Origin of the sequence: Pseudomonas gozinkensis (assembly GCF_014863585.1) — a bacterium.
Taxonomy (GTDB): domain Bacteria; phylum Pseudomonadota; class Gammaproteobacteria; order Pseudomonadales; family Pseudomonadaceae; genus Aquipseudomonas; species Aquipseudomonas gozinkensis.
Window position 1 is genome coordinate 1,018,921 of sequence record NZ_CP062253.1, and the last position, 16,438, is coordinate 1,035,358.

A 16,438-nucleotide genomic window follows, 5' to 3' on the forward strand; every position below is an offset into this window, starting at 1 on the left:
TCGGCGTGCGGTTTTACAGGATGTTGAATGGAACGGTGGTCACCAGACGGAACTCGTTGATGCTGCCGTCAGCCTGGTTTTCGCTCGCACGGTGCGCGGTGTAGGTTGCGCGAACGGTGGTGGCTTTCAGAGGACCGCTTTGTACGGCATAAGAGGCGCCGATGCCGTATTCGTAATGGTGCTCGCCGTCCATCGACTGCACGCCATCGTAGCCGCCACCCTTGTAGTGAGTGCCGTCGATGCCCCAGCCGCGGGCCTGGTAGATGTTGAACTTCAGGCCTGGCACGCCGTATTCGGCCATGTTCAGACCGTAGGCCACCTGGAAGGATTTCTCGTTCGGGCCGTTGAAGTCCGACAGCAGGGAGTTGGCCAGGTAGATGCCGTTGGTTTCGTGCAGGTAGTCGAAGTACTCGTTACCGTTCACTTCCTGGTAGGAGAAGGTCAGGGTATGGGCCTGGTGAGTCAGGCCGAACGACAGGGAGTAGGTGTCGTTGTCGATCTCACCCAGTTTTTTCTTACCTTCGTCCACGGTCTTGTAGTAGTTCAGACCGGTGGTCAGAGCCAGAACCGAGCTGTCACCCAGCACGTGGGTGGCGCCGAAGTAGTACTGGTTCCACAGGTCTTCGGCCTGGGTGCCCCACAGGCTGGTGGTCAGGCTGGCGAACGGCTGGTACGAAATGCCGCCGGTGTGAACGTGGTCGGCTTCGGCATCGATCGCGCCGTATTCGGAGCGAAACTTGCTCAGGCTTTCTTCGGTACGCGGCGAAACGCGGTCGAACGTGGCCAGATCGAAGGACAGGTTGTTCAGTTCTTCACTGTGGATCGCGAGACCTTCGAAGCTCGATGGCAGCGGACGGTTGCCGATCACGTCGACCTGCGGGCTGCTGAAGTTCATGCGGCCGGCGGTCAGGGTGGTGTTGGAGATGCGCGCCTTGACGTTGGCCAGGCCGACTTTGCTCCACTGGCCCTGGGCTTCGCCGCCTTCACGGGTCAGGGTACGGTTGTTGCCTGCGCCTGGACGGGTGCCCGGTGCGCCACCGTTGTTGGACGCCAGGTTCTCGCGGTCACGCTCCAGCGCGATGGCGTTGTACGCCGCCACTTCGGTGCTGAAACCGACGGTGCCTTCGGTGAAGCCCGAGTTGTACTTGACGATGGTGCCTTGCACCCAGTTGATACGGCGGTCGGTCGGGGTGGCCACGCCATCCTTGCGATAGGTGAACTTGCCGCCGCGTTTCAGTTGTTCGTTGGCGTACCAGTTACGGGTCGAGCCACTGATCGACTGACCTTCGAGGAAGCCGGTGGCTTCGGCCTGGGCGCTCTTTTCATTGACGGTCACCGGGGTGAACGCCTGGCTTTGGGTTTCCGCGTAAGCCGTGGCGGTGATGCTGCTGATGGCCAGGGCCAATATCGCGGTATTGCTCAGTTTCATGGGTGAAGCTCCTTTACTTTCTTTTTATGCCGGCTTTTTTGGGTTGGCCGGTTATTGGTTTAGAACTCATTCACACATCGCAAACGTTTGCAAAAGGCCTGATTGGCGAATTTCGGCAAAGCGCTTGCGTGAGGGGGTAGACGGCCCCCTCAGCATTGCGGCTAATCGGTTTTTTGTTTAATCGATGCTGACACCCGAAAACACGTTGCGACCGAACGGGCTCACCTTGAACCCTTCGACTTTGGCGCTCAGCGGCTGGTTGACCGTCGAGTGAGCGACAGGCGTGATCGGCACTTGCTGCTTGAGCAGTTGCTGGGCCTGTTTGTAGAGCACGGTGCGCTGGTCGCGGTCGGTGACGACCTTGGCCTGCTTGATCAGCTTGTCGTAAGCCGGATCGCACCACATGGAATAGTTGTTGCCGCCGATCGCATCGCAGCTGTACAGCGTGCCCAGCCAGTTGTCCGGGTCACCGTTGTCACCGGTCCAGCCGATCAGGCTGATGTCGTGTTCGCCATTCTTGGTGCGCTTGATGTACTCGCCCCATTCGTAGCTGACGATCTTCACTTTCAGACCGATCTTGGCCCAGTCGGACTGGAGCATTTCGGCCATCAGTTTGGCGTTCGGGTTGTACGGACGTTGTACCGGCATTGCCCAGAGGGTGATCTCGGTGCCTTCCTTGACGCCGGCAGCCTTGAGCAGCTCTTTGGCTTTCTCCGGGTTGTAGGCGGCGTCTTTGATGGTGTCGTCGTAGGACCATTGGGTCGGCGGCATGGCATTGACGGCCAGTTGGCCGGCGCCTTGATAAACAGCGTTGAGAATTCCCTGTTTATTCACTGCCATGTCCAGCGCCTGGCGCACTTCAAGCTGGTCGAACGGCTTGTGGCGGACGTTGTAGGCGATATAACCGAGGTTGAAGCCCGGCTTCTCGATCAATTGCAGTTTCGGATCGTTCTTCAGCGCCGGCACATCGGCCGGGCGCGGGTGCAGGGTGATCTGGCATTCGCCGGCCTTGAGCTTCTGCACGCGCACCGAAGCGTCGGTATTGATCGCGAAAATCAGGTTCTTCAGCTTCACGCGGCTCGGATCCCAGTAGTGCGGGTTGCCGGTGTAACGGATGTTCGAGTCTTTCTGGTAGCTCTTGAATACGAACGGCCCGGTGCCGATCGGCTTCTGGTTGATGTCGCTCGGCTTGCCTTCGGCCAGCAGTTTGTCGGCGTATTCGGCAGACAGAATGGCGGCGAAGCTCATGGCGATGTTTTGGATGAACGCGGCGTCGACGCTGTTGAGCGTGAACTGCACGGTCAGCGGTCCGGTCTTCTCGACCTTGGCGATGTTCTTGTTGAGGCTCATCCCGTTGAAGTACGGGAATTCGGTTGGATAAGCCTTACGGAAAGGCTGTTGCGGATCGAGCATGCGGTTAAACGTGAACAGCACATCGTCGGCGTTGAAATCGCGCGTAGGTTTGAAGTACGGCGTTGTATGAAATTTCACCCCTTCACGCAGGTGAAAGGTGTACTTGAGACCATCCTCGGAAATATCCCAGCTGGTTGCCAGGCCCGGTACGACATTGGTCGCGCCTTTTTCGAACTCGGCCAGTCGGTTGTACAGCGGTTCGGCGGCGTCGTTATCGGTCGCCGTCGTGTACTGCGCGGTATCGAAACCGGCCGGACTGCCTTCGGAGCAGAACACCAGACTGTTGCTGGCGGCGAAACTGGCGGACGTGGCGGCCAACAGGCCGGCGCCCAGCAATGCGGAAAAAACCAAGGTATGGCGCATGACGCTCCCTCTTTTTTTAGTGTTTTTCAATGCGCCGCGTTCCCGTCCAGGGACGTTGTGGCTGCATCGAGCTCAAACCGAAACGAACAGCAAAACCGAAAGCCCGCGCCGTCACTGGTCAGAACCCGACGGTAGGGGCCGTGGGTCTGGCAGTAAATGCGCAGAGTCCTAAAGACTCGTAGGAAAAGGCGACACGTCCTAAACCATCCCGGTCAGACGGGCTGGAAAAGGTTGTAGGCAAATTCCTAACTTCTCGGCAAAAAAACAGCGGCGACGCTGAAAACGTCGCCGCTGCCTCTTTTATTTGCTGACGCTGACGCCGTAGAAGGAGTTCAAGCCGAATGGGCTGATCTTGAAGTCCTGCACGTTGGCGCGCATGGGTTGATACACCGTCGAGTGAGCGATAGGTGTCATGGGGACTGCATCTTTGAGGACGTGCTGCGCCTCTTTGTAGAGTTCGGTGCGCTTGGCCTGATCAGTGGTGCGCTTGGCTTCTTTCACGAGGCCGTCGAATTTCTTGTCGCACCATTTGGAGAAGTTGTTGCCACTCAGGGAGTCGCAACCAAACAACACGTTGAGCCAGTTGTCCGGATCACCATTGTCACCGCTCCAGCCGATCAGCATGCCCTGGTTCTCGCCACCCTTGGAGCGCTTGATGTACTCGCCCCACTCGTAGCTCTGAATCTTCACTTTCAGGCCGATCTTCGCCCAGTCGGACTGAAGCATCTCGGCCATCAGCTTGGCGTTCGGGTTGTACGGACGCTGAACCGGCATCGCCCACAGGACGATTTCGGTACCTTCCTTGACGCCGGCTTCCTTGAGCAGCTCTTTGGCTTTCTCAGGATCGTACTTGGCGTCCTTGATGGTGGTGTCGTAGGACCACTGGGTCGGTGGCATGGCGTTGACGGCCAGTTGGCCTGCGCCCTGGTAAACCGAGTCGATGATCTGTGGCTTGTTCACAGCCATGTCCAGTGCCTGGCGAACGCGCAGGTCGGCCAGCGGGTTTTTCTCGTCGCTGCCCTTGACCTTGTCCATCACGTTGTAGGCGATGTAACCCAGGTTGAAGCCGGCCTGGTCAGGCATCTTCAGCGTTTTGTCTTCTTTCAGCGCTTTCAGATCAGCCGGACGCGGGAACAGAGTGACCTGGCACTCGTTCTTTTTCAGCTTCTGGATACGTACCGACGGGTCGGTGGTGATGGCGAAGATCAGGTTGTCGATCTTCACGTCTTCAGGCTTCCAGTAGTCCTTGTTCCCGGTGTAGCGGATGTTGGAATCTTTCTGGTAGCTCTTGAACACGAACGGGCCAGTGCCGATCGGCTTCTGGTTGATGTCGGCAGCCTTGCCTTCCTTCAGCAGTTGCGCTGCGTATTCGGCTGACTGGATCGAAGCGAAGCTCATGGCCATGTTCTGGATGAACGCGGCGTCGACTTCTTTCAGAGTGAACTTGACGGTGTGGTCGTCGACTTTATCGATCTTGGTGATGTTGGTGTCCATCCCCATGTCGGTGAAGTACGGGAATTCGGTCGGGTATGCCTTACGGAACGGGTCATCCTTGTTGATCATGCGATTGAAGGTGAACAGCACGTCGTCGGCGTTGAACTCACGAGTCGGCTTGAAATACGGGGTAGTGTGGAACTTGACGCCTTCACGCAGGTGGAAGGTGTAAGTCAGGCCGTCATCCGAGATGTCCCACTTGGTCGCCAGCCCAGGAATCACGGCGGTACCGCCACGCTCGAACTGGGTCAGACGGTTGAACATGGTTTCGGCTGAGGCGTCGAAGTCGGTTCCGGTGGTGTATTGGCCTGGATCGAAACCGGCCGGGCTGCCTTCGGAGCAGAACACCAGGTTAGTCGCAGCGGTGGCGAAAGGTGCGGAGGCTAACAAGCCTGCGCCGACTAAAAACGGAATGACCGCGTGTTTAAGCATGTTGGCCTCATGATTTGTTGTCATTTTTTAGTAGTGAGGTACGACCTCGTGAGTCGTGCCTGCGGATACTTATGCAGGGCCCATACCCAATGCAAGATCCAGAGCGCTCGGCGGCGTCAAAGCGTGGCACGAACGTACCTTAATGTCGCATCCGTATAACTTCTGACGCATTTGACCGTTTGCGGCCGGTTTTTACGGTGCAAATGAAGCCCCAAAACGGTGCGCTGGTCACGATGTGCGCGCCGGATTGGGGCCGGGTGTTACTTATTTATACCCACGCCATAGAAGGGGGTTAGACCGAACGGACTGATCTTGAAGTCGGTGACTTCCTTGCGCAGCGGCTGGAACACCGTGGAGTTGGCGATCGGCGTGATCGGCACCTGCTGTTTCAGGATCAGTTGCGCCTGTTGATACAGTTTTACCCGTTGCGATTTATCCGTGGACACCTTGGCCTGTTGCACCAGCTTGTCGTAGGCCGGATCGCACCATTTGGCGTAGTTGCTGCCTTTTACCGCCGCGCAGCTGTAAAGCACGCCCAGCCAGTTGTCCGGGTCGCCGTTGTCACCGGTCCAGCCATAGATCATCGCGTCGTGCTCGCCGTTCTTGGCGCGCTTGATGTACTCGCCCCATTCGTAACTGACGATGTTGGCCTTGATACCGATCTTCTCCCAATCCTGCTGGATCATCTGTGCCGACATCCGCGCATTCGGGTTCGAGGCGCGCTGCACGGTCATGGCCCACAGGTTGATGGTTGTACCGGGTGCAACCCCGGCTTCCTTGAGTAGCGCCCTGGCTTTTACGGGGTCGTGTGGCGCGTCTTTAATGTTCGGATCGAACGACCATTGCGCTGGCGGCAAGGCGTTCTGCGCCAACTGCCCGGCACTCTGGTAAACCGCTTTGATAATCGCCGGTTTGTCGATGGCCATGTCCAGGGCCTGGCGCACTTTGAGCTGATCCAGCGGCGGGTGAGTGGTGTTGTAGGCGAGGAAGCCGAGGTTGAAACCGGCTTGCTTCAACACCCGCAGATTCGGGTCTTTTTCCATCACTTCGATGTCGGCCGGGCGGGGGTAGCCGCTGACCTGGCATTCGCCGGTCTTGAGCTTTTGCAGGCGTACGGCGGCGTCCGGGGTGATCGAGAACACCAGGTTATCGAGCTTCACGTCCTCGGGCCTCCAGTAGTCCTTGTTCGCCACGTAGCGGATCTGCGCATCCTTCTGGTAGCGCTTGAACACGAACGGGCCGGTACCGACCGGTTTCTGGTTGAGGTCGGCGGCGTGGCCTTCCTTCAGCAGTTGGGCGCCGTATTCGGCCGATTGCACCGAGGCGAAGCTCATGGCGAGGTTTTGCACGAAGGCGGCGTCGACGTTGTTCAGGTTGAAGCGCACGGTGTTTTCGTCGAGCTTTTCCACGGACCTGATCGTGGTGTTCAGGCCCATGTCGTTGAAGTACGGGGATTCGGCGGGGTAGGCCTTGCGAAAGGTGTTGTCCGGGTCGAGCAGGCGCTGGAAGGTGAACAGCACGTCGTCGGCGTTGAAGGTGCGGGTTGGGGTGAAGTAGTCGGTGGTGTGGAATTTTACGTTCTGGCGCAGGTGGAAGGTGTATTGGAGGCCGTCCGGGCTTACGTCCCAATTGGTCGCCAGGCCGGGTTCGACTTCGGTGCCGCCGCGTTTGAATTGGGTGAGGCGGTTGAAGACGGTTTCGGCGGAGGCGTCGAAGTCGGTGCCGCTGGTGTATTGGCTGGGGTCGAAGCCGGCGGGGCTGGCTTCGGAACAGTAGACCAAGGTCGTTGCTGCGTTTGCGAGTGGGGTTATGGCGGTCAGGGCCAGGGTGATCAAGAGTGGTTTGAGGGTGGATCTTTGCATGTCTGGCCCGTGGGTCTGGAGGTGGTTGTTCCTTGAGGTTAGCGGGGATTTGGGGGTGTTCGGAAATATCGTTTTTTGAGGGGATGCGTCTATCTCGGTATATCTGGGGGGATTGTGTACATATCCGTTGCTGCGGTAACGGCTTCTTATGGTTCCGCTTTTACAGCGGGTCACTTTGGCAAACGCCCCAAAGTAACCAAAGGTCTTGGGCCCCGGCGTTCGGCCCCTCGCTGGGGCTCGGGGTTCCTTCGTTCCGGGATTCATCCGGGGGCATCGCCTACGGTTTGCTTCGCTGCACCTCCTCTCGATGTGTTTGGCTTCGCCAAACGGTCGCTGCGCTCCCACCCCCGGATGAATCCCTCCACTCAGCCTGCCGATGGGGCCAAAAGATCAAGAGCTTCACTCGAGCTAACGCTCATCGTGTTGAGTGGTGGGAAGCAGAAAAGCGGAAAGTGGAAAGCAGAAGGTAGAAAGCAGAAAGCAACTGCGGACTGCTTGATCGTTCCCACGCTCCGCGTGGGAATGCAGCCCGGGACGCTCCGCGTTCCATTTTCGAATGTTTAAAGATGTGTGGAATTCACCGAACATTCCCACGAGGTTTTCAGGTTGTCCGTCGGAAGCACGCTCTCTAGTCTTTGGTTGTCGCAGAAAACTCTGTGATTGGGTGTGAGAACCCAGGCAAGCGAGTGTTATTCAAACGTCAGTCCGACCATAATTGCCGCCAGCATTCCTGCTGCCTGTAATTGATTTATGGCGGCTGTGTGCGGGCAGACTTCGGTCTGGCCGGAATCTCCTTGCCCGGTTTCTCACCCCGCACATAGCTGCCACCTCTTCGCCGCGTGAGAACGGCATTTGGTGGCTTCAAGTCAGCAAGGAGTTAATCAATGAACAAGGTTGTCCCCGATCCACCCCTCGAATCACCCACCCCCCTCGAAGAAGCCATGCGCGCCGAAGACCTCGCCCGCAACCGCGAAGCCATCAAACGCGCCCTCGATTTCTATCTCTGCCCCAACCTTTCCAAACCGCGCCCGCCGAGCACGATGTACATGGTCACGCCCAACGTCGACACCGAAAGCCTGCTGGCCAACGCCTGCGAATCCCTGGCGTCGGCCAGTACGATGACCAGCAATTTCGCCAATGAGCTCACCGGCCCGCAGCGCAGTACCGCGCTCGGCATCCAGCAGATCATCATGCTGGCCGAGCTTGCGGTGAACCGCGCGCTGGATCGAGTTGATCCGCGGACTTGAGACCGTGTCACCGTTCATCGCGGGCAAGCCCGCTCCCACAGGGTCGTGCACGATTTCAATAAATCCGCAGAACCGGTGGGAGCTGGCTTGCCAGCGATGACGGCAGAGTTGACAGCACAAAATTCAGGCACAAAAAAACCGGCGATCATCACGGATCGCCGGTTTTTCATTCAGCCGTCACTCAATCACTGCATCAACACTTCGATCGAGCCGTCGGCGGTCAGGCTGACCTGGCTGGTGCCTGCTTCGACTTCAGGCGTCACTGGCGCAGCGTCCATGCCGGCAGCGGCTTTCATCATCATCGGGGCGCGCATGTAGGGTTGCGGGAAGCCGTTGCTGTTGAGGTTCAGATTGACAATTTTGTAGCCCTTGCCGCCCAGGGCGTCGGTGGCCAGTTGGGCGCGGGCCTTGAAGGCGGTGACGGCTTCTTTCAGCAGTTTGTCTTCGCTGGCCTTGCGGGTCGGGTCGGCGATGGCGAAGTCCATGCCGCCCATTTTCAGGTCGGTCAGCAGTTCGCCGGTGAGTTTGGACAGGGCGGCGAAGTCGGCGCTTTCCAGGCGCAGTTCGGCGCGTTCACGCCAGCCGGTGATTTTCTGGCCCTTGGTGTCGTAGATCGGGTAGCTGTTGCGGCTGCCCTGGCGCAGGGTGATGTCTTTGACTTGCTTGGCCTGGGCCAGTGCCTTGTTCATGGTGGTGCTGACGTCGGCGGCGAGTTTGGCCGGGTCAGTGTTTTGCTCTTCGGTGTAGAGGGTCACGATCATCAGGTCGCGGGCCACTTCCTGGCTGACTTCGGCGCGCAGGGAAATCTGGTTGTAGTGCAGCTCATCGGCGGCCAGGGCCGGAAGGCTGGCGACGCTGCCGACGGTCAGGGCGAGAAGGGCGGCGCTGCGGCGAAATGTGTGCATGAAGGCTCCTTGATGAGGGCGCAGGTGATGGTTCGGGGGCCTGCGTGAAACCATCAGACTCTAGCTTTTATGATCCGGTTCGCCCAGTTACAACTTCTATACAGATGTGAGAGTGCGCCGTCCGTCGTATAGGAGGGGATTCCTGTTGGTTCTGACAGTAGACGGATTTCGTCGGCGGATTGAGCATGTTTGTGAGCCGCCATGTCACTCGGCTTCAAACACGACAATTACGAATAAGGAAATCTGAGATGAACGCACAAGAACAGGCCGATGCAAAAAGTCGAGGTTATTCAGTTCAGTTCCAGGAACGGAGTCCCGGCAGTTGGTCGTATTGGGTTTACTTCAATGGCAAACAGACGGATGGGCCCTTTGGCTCAGAGAGTGAAGGGTGGAGTCGCGTGCAGGGATTGATCAATCAACAAACATACGGGATGTGAAATCGACTGATCATGCAAACCGGTAATCAGGAACAGATCGCCGGTTTTTTGAGTATCAGGTCGCCGTGTGCAATGCCGGTGACCACCCTTGGTGAAGGCGCCCTTATAGCCGCAGAAAATCTTTGCGCCATGTGGTCGTTTGCCGCACTTTCGCCTCTCAAGCCCGCGCCTTGGTTATACTCCGTGCGATCCGCCTGGAGCGCTCATCAGGAGAGCTCATGCTCGCCCCCGTACAACTGACTTCCGCCACTCGCCAGAATCTCTGGCGACTGACTTTCATCCGCACCCTGGTGCTCGCCGCACAGGCCGGCTCCGTGGGCCTGGCCTACTGGCTGGATCTGTTGCCGTTGCCGTGGGTGCAACTGGTGATGACCCTCGGCTGTTCGATTCTGCTGTGTGTGTTCACCGCCGTGCGTCTGCGCACTTCGTGGCCGGTCACCGAGCTCGAATACGCGCTGCAACTGGCCTGCGATCTGGTTATCCACAGTGCCTTGCTGTATTTCTCCGGTGGTTCGACCAACCCGTTCGTTTCGTATTATCTGGTGCCGCTGACCATTGCCGCGGTGACGCTGCCATGGCGTTATTCGGTGGTGCTGTCGGGTATTGCGCTGGCCTTGTACACCTTGATGCTGACGCACTTCTATCCGCTGGAAACCCTGCCGGTGGCCCGGGAGAACCTGCAGATCTACGGCATGTGGCTGAGCTTCGCTTTGGCGGCTGCGGTGATTACCTTCTTCGCCGCGCGCATGGCTGAAGAGCTGCGCCGGCAGGAAGAATTGCGTGCGATCCGCCGTGAAGAAGGCCTGCGCGATCAGCAATTGCTGGCCGTGGCGACTCAGGCCGCCGGTGCCGCCCATGAGCTGGGGACGCCGCTGGCGACGATGAGCGTGTTGCTCAATGAAATGCAGCAGGATCATCACGACCCGATGCTCCAGGAAGACCTGAAGGTGTTGAAGGATCAGGTGAAGCTCTGCAAGGAGACCCTGCAGCAGCTGGTGCGTGCCGCCGAGGCCAATCGCCGGATGGCGGTGGAGATGCAGGACGTCACCGAATGGCTCGACGAAGCGCTCAACCGCTGGCACCTGATGCGCCCCGAAGCCAGTTACCGCTTCCAGCGTCTGGGCCAGGGCCCGCTGCCACGTGTGGCGCCGCCGCCGGATCTGACCCAGGCCTTGTTGAATCTGTTGAACAACGCCGCCGACGCCTGTCCGGAAAACCTTCAGGTGACCCTGGACTGGACCGCCGAAGACCTGACCATCAGCATTCGCGATCATGGCGCCGGTGTGCCGCTGGCTATCGCCGAACAGATCGGCAAACCGTTTTTTACCACCAAGGGCAAAGGTTTCGGCCTGGGCCTGTTTTTGAGCAAGGCCAGCGTGACACGCGCCGGCGGCTCAGTGAAACTCTATAGTCATGAGGAAGGCGGCACGCTCACCGAGCTGCGCCTGCCCCACGGCGCCCGAGGAGAGCAACATGAGTGACGAAATCCAAGTAGAAGGCGAAGAACTGCCGCATTTGCTGCTGGTCGATGACGACGCAACCTTCACCCGGGTGATGGCCCGTGCCATGGCCCGCCGTGGTTTCCGCGTCAGCACTGCCGGTTCCGCTGAAGAGGGCCTGACCATCGCCCAGGCCGATCTGCCGGATTACGCCGCGCTGGACCTGAAAATGGACGGCGATTCCGGTCTGGTCCTGCTGCCGAAGCTGCTGGAGCTGGACCCGGAAATGCGCGTGGTGATCCTCACCGGTTACTCGAGCATTGCCACGGCGGTCGAAGCGATCAAGCGCGGCGCCTGCAATTACCTGTGCAAACCGGCTGACGCCGACGACGTGCTGGCGGCGCTGCTGTCCGAACACGCCGACCTCGACAGCCTGGTGCCGGAGAACCCGATGTCGGTGGATCGCCTGCAGTGGGAGCACATCCAGCGCGTGCTGACCGAGCACGAAGGCAACATCTCCGCCACTGCACGCGCCCTGGGCATGCACCGCCGCACGCTGCAGCGCAAACTGCAGAAGCGCCCGGTTCGTCGCTGAACCTGCGCTGAACGACCATCGCCAGCCCTCGCGATAAAGCGCACCGATCATCTATGATCGGTGCGTGTCTGTTCTTTTCTTTATCGAGCCTTTTCCATGAATCAGAACGCTGAATATTCCGCGGTCAACGATACTGTGCGCGGGCAGTTTTTTCGCAAGGTGTGGGCCATGACCACGCCTTACTGGCGCAGCGAAGAGAAGGGCAAGGCCTGGACATTGCTGATTGCCGTGATCGCGCTGACGCTGTTCAGCGTGGCGATCTCGGTGTGGATCAACAGTTGGTACAAGGATTTCTACAACGCCCTGCAAAAGAAAGACGAGGCGGCGTTCTGGCAGTTGATCCTGTATTTCTGCGGCATTGCGGCCGTGGCGATCCTCGGCGCGGTGTATCGCCTGTACCTGACGCAGATGCTGACCATCCGTTGGCGGGCATGGCTCACCGAGAACCATTTCAAGCGCTGGCTCGGGCACAAGAATTACTACCAGCTGGAGCAGGGCGGCTACACCGACAACCCTGACCAGCGTATTTCCGAAGACCTCAATACCTTCACCAGCAACACCTTGAGTCTGGCCCTGGGCCTGATCCGCACGGTGGTCAGCCTGGTGTCGTTCTCGATCATTCTGTGGGGCGTGTCCGGCAGCATCGAGGTGTTCGGCATCGAGATTCCCGGCTACATGTTCTGGTGTGCGCTGCTGTATGCGGCGGTCGGCAGCTGGCTGACGCACCTGATCGGTCGACGCCTGATCGGCCTGAACAACCAACAACAACGCTTCGAAGCCGACTTGCGTTTCTCCATGGTGCGGGTGCGTGAGAACGCCGAAAGCATTGCGTTGTACAACGGCGAACCGAACGAGAATCGTCGTCTGAGCAACCGCTTTGGTCTGGTCTGGCACAACTTCTGGGACATCATGCGCGTGTCCAAACGCCTGACGTTCTTCACCTCGGGCTACGGCCAGATCGCAATCATCTTCCCGTTCATCGTCGCGGCCCCGCGTTACCTGACTGGCAAGATCGAGCTGGGTGAGCTGATGCAGATCAACTCGGCCTTCGGCAACGTGCAGGAGAACTTCAGCTGGTTCATCAACGCCTATGCGGACCTCGCCGCGTGGCGCGCGACGTGTGATCGTCTGCTGAGTTTCCGTCAGGCCATGACCGACAACGAAGAGCGTGCACCGGCCATCGACGTGCAGAATCAGGGCGATGAGCTGAAGGTTCATAACCTTGGTCTGGACCTGGCCGATGGCCGTCACCTGCTGACCAGCGCCGACATGACCGTGGAGCAGGGCGACCGGGTGATGCTCAGCGGCCGCTCCGGCAGCGGCAAGTCGACATTGCTGCGTGCGATGGGCCATTTGTGGCCGGCCGGGCACGGCAGTATTCGTTTGCCGGCCTCGCGTTACCTGTTCCTGCCGCAGAAACCGTATCTGCCGATCGGCACCCTGCGCGATGCCTTGAGTTATCCACAACCGGGCGACACTTACGCGCCTGAGCGCTATGCACAAGTGCTGGAGACTTGTCGTCTGCCGCATCTGGTCGCACGTCTGGACGAAGCCAATCACTGGCAGCGCATGTTGTCGCCGGGTGAACAGCAACGGCTGGCCTTCGCTCGCGCGCTGCTCTACGCGCCGCAATGGCTGTACATGGACGAAGCGACGTCGGCGATGGATGAAGAAGACGAAGCCACGCTGTATCAGGCGTTGATCGACCAGTTGCCGGGGCTGAGCATCGTCAGCGTCGGCCATCGCAGCAGCCTCAAGCGCTTCCATCCACGGCATGTGCGGATCGACGGCGGGCATCTGGTGGAGCAAACCGTGACCGCTTGATATCTCAACGCTTTCCCTGTGGGAGCTGGCTTGCCAGCGATAGCGTCGGTTCAGTCGACATCTTTCTCGACTGATCTGGCCTCATCGCTGGCAAGCCAGCTCCCACAGGATTTGTGTGGAAACGGAAAGTGATCGTACAACCCGCTTGGGCTATGATGCCCCACAAGCCGAATTTTCGAGACCAACGCAGACCATGGAAAACCCGATCGACACCCCGCGCCTCCCTCGCAAGCGCCGCAGCCTGGCTCAGGAACTGGTGACGGTGCTGACCGAACAGATCCGCGATGGTCTGCTCAAGCGTGGCGACAAATTGCCTACCGAGTCGGCGATCATGGACGCCCATGGCGTCAGCCGCACCGTGGTGCGCGAGGCGATTTCACGGCTACAGGCCGCCGGCCAGGTGGAAACCCGTCATGGCATCGGCACTTTCGTTCTGGACACCCCGAGCCCGAGCGGCTTTCGGATCGACCCGGCCACCGTGGTCACTTTGCGTGACGTGCTGGCGATTCTCGAATTCCGCATCAGCCTCGAAGTCGAATCCGCCGGCCTTGCTGCGCAACGTCGCAGCGCCGAGCAACTGGCCGCCATGCGCGCCGCCCTCGATGCGCTGAACGAAAGCGTGGCCCACGCCAGCGATGCGGTGGCGTCGGACTTCCAGTTCCACCTGCAAATCGCCCTGTCCACCGGCAACCGCTACTTCACCGACATCATGACCCATCTGGGCACCAGCATCATTCCGCGCACGCGGCTGAATTCGGCGCGCCTGGCCCATGATGACCAGCAGCACTACATGAATCGCCTGAGCCGCGAGCACGAGGAAATCTACGAGGCCATCGCCCGTCAGGATTCCGATGCCGCCCGCGCGGCCATGCGCCTGCATTTGACGAACAGCCGCGAACGGCTGCGTCAGGCGCATGAAGAGGCGCAGGCGCAGGGGTGAGAAGTCAGGCTTCGACGTAGAGTTTCAATGGTTCGGAACTCGGTTCGAGACTGGCCTCATCAGCAAACTTGTAGCGCAGTTCGACCGTGCTGTTCAGGTACTTTTCCAGCTCGAATCTGGGGATGCTCAATTCAATTCCCGTCATGCCCACCATGTCATCCAGTGCGTCATCCCAGACGCCGGTCGGCTCCGACAAACCCTGCCATTCAGGCTCTTGCGGGTCATCGCCGAGGATCGGGTACACGTCCCAGTTCGGCGGTGTGTTCTGGCCATCGGGTACCTGAACGATCAAGTCGTCATCCAGAGTCGACAGCCGCAGGATGATCGAGTCGCTGGCGTGGTCGGGGAATTGCGGAAGGTGTGCAGCGGCAAACGTCATGCTTCGTTCTCCTTGAAAGATCTGCCGCGATCCTTCGCGGCAGTCGTCGCACTTTACCCGGCGAACTCGTGAGAAGCGCCGGGGCAATCTTGTCCGGGCATTTCAGCTCTGGGGCAGAATCGAACGATCCACCCTGACCGCCAGTTTGCCCGGGCCAGGCCTGACGTCGAACGTTGCCTGGCCATGAGCATCCACAGACGCCCGCGCGATGGCCACGCCGTCGCGCAGCAATTGCAGCGGTGCACCTTTCATCGATTGGCCCGAGGCCAGTTCCACTTTCAATTTAATTGTCATCGAATCGTTCCTTAATTCGTGTTGCCGGTCGGGTGATAGTCCTTGAGCAGCAGGTACGTGCTCCAGCCCCACCAGTCGTCGACGGTGGCGGTGTCGTTGAGGTTGTTGACGTCCTTGCGCCGCAGGACTTTGTTGCCCTGAAGGCGGAACAGTGGCGAGAAGTTGTTGGCCAGACTCATCACGAAAGTCAGATCCGGCAGCCGTTGCAGCGCGTTGAAAGTGGTCGGTACATTGCCGCTGGAGTACGCGGCATAAACCTCGTCCGCCGAATCCTGTACCGCCAGATTCACCTGATTGCGGTTGTCGGCGTCCGTGGCATCGAAGTAGCGCTTGTCACCGAACGCCCGCCATTGCTCGCCGTGTCCGTTGCGTACCTTGAGGCCGAATTTGCTGTCTTCGTCGTGCATGAAGCGCGTAATGAGCGAACCCAGGTCGCTCGGCGTCACTGCGGTGGCCATGGCTTTGCGCGGCACTCGCAAATGCCCGGAGGAGAACAGGTCGGTGAGGTAGTGATCGGCGAATGCGTTCATCGCGTAGGCCCGTTCCAGTTGCAGTTCGTCCTGACTGGCGTGAGCAGCAGCGGCAGTTTGCAGGGCTGCGGTGTGTCCGGCGATGTAGGCCTGGCGGGCCCATTCGCCGAAGTGGTCGGCGTTGTTCGCTGCCAGTTTCAGGTAGCGACCGAGCGGAAACAGCGCCGAGACAAAACTGCCGCCGCCGGTGATTTTGTTCCACTCTTCCGACAACGTATCTCCCAACGCGTCATACGCCTCATGGGGTTGCTTGCCGTCCTTGATCGCCTGTTTAACGGCGTCGATCTCTTTTTGCATGATCGCGAGAATCTGTGGCGCTTCGGCCTTTGATGCCGGCAGGGCAGCGAGGGTGCCGAATGCCGCTGAAAAGCGTTGCAGGCGATCCGCCGGAGTGGCGCCTTCATTGATCGGCCGGTCGACGATTCCGTAGAAATCACCGCCCAGCGCCAGCATCTGGCCGTAGGTCAGCGCCAACCCGTTCGGCAGATGCAGTGGCACGTTTTGAGCGAGCATCGGCTCGGCATTTTCAACGAAGCGCAGCCGGGTGTTGTCGCCGATAGCCGTGTGTTCCGCGCCCTCGAAGCGTAACTGCGGTTTGCCTTTCAAGGCTTGGCCGGGCAGGGCGGTCACGGGTTCGACATCGCTGTGCGAGTCGGCGATGTGCAGCAACAGGTGCGGATTCCCGGCACTGAAGGCGATCCCGCCGGGGGTGAAAAGGTCATCGAATCGGGCGATGACCGGTGTGGGTTTTTCAAGGCATTTTGTTTGTAGACCGGACATTTCTTTCTCCTTGATATGTCGTCGGTGGACGCTTATTTAACTGTATGTATATACAGTTAAATCGAGCCTAGTCGA

14 protein-coding genes are annotated in these 16,438 nt (G+C 59.3%); 6 read left to right on the forward strand and 8 right to left on the reverse strand.

The genetic code is table 11. The annotated features are described in order from the left end of the window. Positions 1-13 precede the first annotated feature (13 nt). The 4 genes from IHQ43_RS04390 to IHQ43_RS04405 form a co-directional block, all read right to left on the reverse strand. Positions 14-1,429: an OprD family porin gene (locus IHQ43_RS04390; RefSeq protein WP_192563506.1), complete on the reverse strand. Its 1,416-nt coding sequence runs from the start codon at positions 1,427-1,429 to the stop codon at positions 14-16. 177 nt (positions 1,430-1,606) lie between these two features. Further along, positions 1,607-3,205, reverse strand: a complete 1,599-nt coding sequence (locus tag IHQ43_RS04395) for an ABC transporter substrate-binding protein (protein ID WP_192563507.1) — start codon at positions 3,203-3,205, stop codon at positions 1,607-1,609. A 300-nt stretch (positions 3,206-3,505) separates the two neighbouring features. Continuing rightward, positions 3,506-5,131 carry an ABC transporter substrate-binding protein gene (locus tag IHQ43_RS04400; protein WP_192563508.1) on the reverse strand — a complete coding sequence of 542 codons (1,626 nt, stop codon included), beginning with the start codon at positions 5,129-5,131 and terminating at the stop codon, positions 3,506-3,508. Between the two features lie 260 nt (positions 5,132-5,391). Further along, positions 5,392-6,993 carry an ABC transporter substrate-binding protein gene (locus tag IHQ43_RS04405; protein ID WP_192563509.1) on the reverse strand — a complete coding sequence of 534 codons (1,602 nt, stop codon included), beginning with the start codon at positions 6,991-6,993 and terminating at the stop codon, positions 5,392-5,394. 884 nt (positions 6,994-7,877) lie between these two features. Here IHQ43_RS04405 and IHQ43_RS04410 point away from each other — a divergent pair. Further along, positions 7,878-8,240 (forward strand): DUF6124 family protein, encoded by a 363-nt coding sequence (locus IHQ43_RS04410; RefSeq protein ID WP_192563510.1) that lies wholly within the window; start codon positions 7,878-7,880, stop codon positions 8,238-8,240. A gap of 185 nt (positions 8,241-8,425) precedes the next feature. On the opposite strand, the gene IHQ43_RS04415 is transcribed toward IHQ43_RS04410, so the two are convergent. After that, the gene (locus IHQ43_RS04415; protein ID WP_192563511.1) at positions 8,426-9,145 is read right to left on the reverse strand and encodes an SIMPL domain-containing protein; all 720 of its coding nucleotides are present in this window, start codon (positions 9,143-9,145) and stop codon (positions 8,426-8,428) included. Between the two features lie 248 nt (positions 9,146-9,393). Here IHQ43_RS04415 and IHQ43_RS04420 point away from each other — a divergent pair, with 248 nt between their 5' ends. The 5 genes from IHQ43_RS04420 (at position 9,394) to IHQ43_RS04440 (ending at position 14,380) form a co-directional block, all read left to right on the forward strand. Continuing rightward, the gene (locus tag IHQ43_RS04420; protein WP_192563512.1) at positions 9,394-9,582 is read left to right on the forward strand and encodes a hypothetical protein; all 189 of its coding nucleotides are present in this window, start codon (positions 9,394-9,396) and stop codon (positions 9,580-9,582) included. A gap of 218 nt (positions 9,583-9,800) precedes the next feature. Next, on the forward strand, positions 9,801-11,063 hold the full coding sequence (locus tag IHQ43_RS04425; protein ID WP_011332442.1) for an ATP-binding protein: 1,263 nt from the start codon (positions 9,801-9,803) through the stop codon (positions 11,061-11,063). Further along, positions 11,056-11,616 carry a response regulator transcription factor gene (locus IHQ43_RS04430; protein ID WP_003221630.1) on the forward strand — a complete coding sequence of 187 codons (561 nt, stop codon included), beginning with the start codon at positions 11,056-11,058 and terminating at the stop codon, positions 11,614-11,616. Before IHQ43_RS04425 ends, IHQ43_RS04430 begins: the two co-directional genes overlap by 8 nt. Positions 11,617-11,712: 96 nt before the next feature. Then, a complete protein-coding gene (locus IHQ43_RS04435; protein ID WP_085685681.1) occupies positions 11,713-13,440 on the forward strand; it encodes an ABC transporter ATP-binding protein/permease in 1,728 nt (575 codons plus the stop codon). Positions 13,441-13,633: 193 nt separating this feature from the next. Further along, positions 13,634-14,380 (forward strand): FadR/GntR family transcriptional regulator, encoded by a 747-nt coding sequence (locus IHQ43_RS04440; RefSeq protein WP_192563513.1) that lies wholly within the window; start codon positions 13,634-13,636, stop codon positions 14,378-14,380. Between the two features lie 4 nt (positions 14,381-14,384). On the opposite strand, the gene IHQ43_RS04445 is transcribed toward IHQ43_RS04440, so the two are convergent. The 3 genes from IHQ43_RS04445 to IHQ43_RS04455 form a co-directional block, all read right to left on the reverse strand. Continuing rightward, positions 14,385-14,759, reverse strand: coding sequence for a hypothetical protein (locus IHQ43_RS04445; RefSeq protein WP_192563514.1), 375 nt, complete (start codon positions 14,757-14,759; stop codon positions 14,385-14,387). A 102-nt stretch (positions 14,760-14,861) separates the two neighbouring features. Further along, positions 14,862-15,053 carry a hypothetical protein gene (locus IHQ43_RS04450; RefSeq protein ID WP_192563515.1) on the reverse strand — a complete coding sequence of 64 codons (192 nt, stop codon included), beginning with the start codon at positions 15,051-15,053 and terminating at the stop codon, positions 14,862-14,864. Between the two features lie 11 nt (positions 15,054-15,064). After that, on the reverse strand, positions 15,065-16,363 hold the full coding sequence (locus tag IHQ43_RS04455; protein WP_192563516.1) for a phospholipase: 1,299 nt from the start codon (positions 16,361-16,363) through the stop codon (positions 15,065-15,067). Positions 16,364-16,438: the final 75 nt, after the last annotated feature.

Excerpts from the sequence above, each read along its gene's own strand:
- IHQ43_RS04390 (WP_192563506.1), bottom strand. The coding sequence starts at position 1,429 with ATGAAACTGAGCAATACCGCGATATTGGCCCTGGCCATCAGCAGCATC.
- IHQ43_RS04395 (WP_192563507.1), bottom strand. The coding sequence starts at position 3,205 with ATGCGCCATACCTTGGTTTTTTCCGCATTGCTGGGCGCCGGCCTGTTG.
- IHQ43_RS04400 (WP_192563508.1), bottom strand. The coding sequence starts at position 5,131 with ATGCTTAAACACGCGGTCATTCCGTTTTTAGTCGGCGCAGGCTTGTTA.
- IHQ43_RS04405 (WP_192563509.1), bottom strand. The coding sequence starts at position 6,993 with ATGCAAAGATCCACCCTCAAACCACTCTTGATCACCCTGGCCCTGACC.
- IHQ43_RS04410 (WP_192563510.1), top strand. The coding sequence starts at position 7,878 with ATGAACAAGGTTGTCCCCGATCCACCCCTCGAATCACCCACCCCCCTC.
- IHQ43_RS04415 (WP_192563511.1), bottom strand. The coding sequence starts at position 9,145 with ATGCACACATTTCGCCGCAGCGCCGCCCTTCTCGCCCTGACCGTCGGC.
- IHQ43_RS04420 (WP_192563512.1), top strand. The coding sequence starts at position 9,394 with ATGAACGCACAAGAACAGGCCGATGCAAAAAGTCGAGGTTATTCAGTT.
- IHQ43_RS04425 (WP_011332442.1), top strand. The coding sequence starts at position 9,801 with ATGCTCGCCCCCGTACAACTGACTTCCGCCACTCGCCAGAATCTCTGG.
- IHQ43_RS04430 (WP_003221630.1), top strand. The coding sequence starts at position 11,056 with ATGAGTGACGAAATCCAAGTAGAAGGCGAAGAACTGCCGCATTTGCTG.
- IHQ43_RS04435 (WP_085685681.1), top strand. The coding sequence starts at position 11,713 with ATGAATCAGAACGCTGAATATTCCGCGGTCAACGATACTGTGCGCGGG.
- IHQ43_RS04440 (WP_192563513.1), top strand. The coding sequence starts at position 13,634 with ATGGAAAACCCGATCGACACCCCGCGCCTCCCTCGCAAGCGCCGCAGC.
- IHQ43_RS04445 (WP_192563514.1), bottom strand. The coding sequence starts at position 14,759 with ATGACGTTTGCCGCTGCACACCTTCCGCAATTCCCCGACCACGCCAGC.
- IHQ43_RS04450 (WP_192563515.1), bottom strand. The coding sequence starts at position 15,053 with ATGACAATTAAATTGAAAGTGGAACTGGCCTCGGGCCAATCGATGAAA.
- IHQ43_RS04455 (WP_192563516.1), bottom strand. The coding sequence starts at position 16,363 with ATGTCCGGTCTACAAACAAAATGCCTTGAAAAACCCACACCGGTCATC.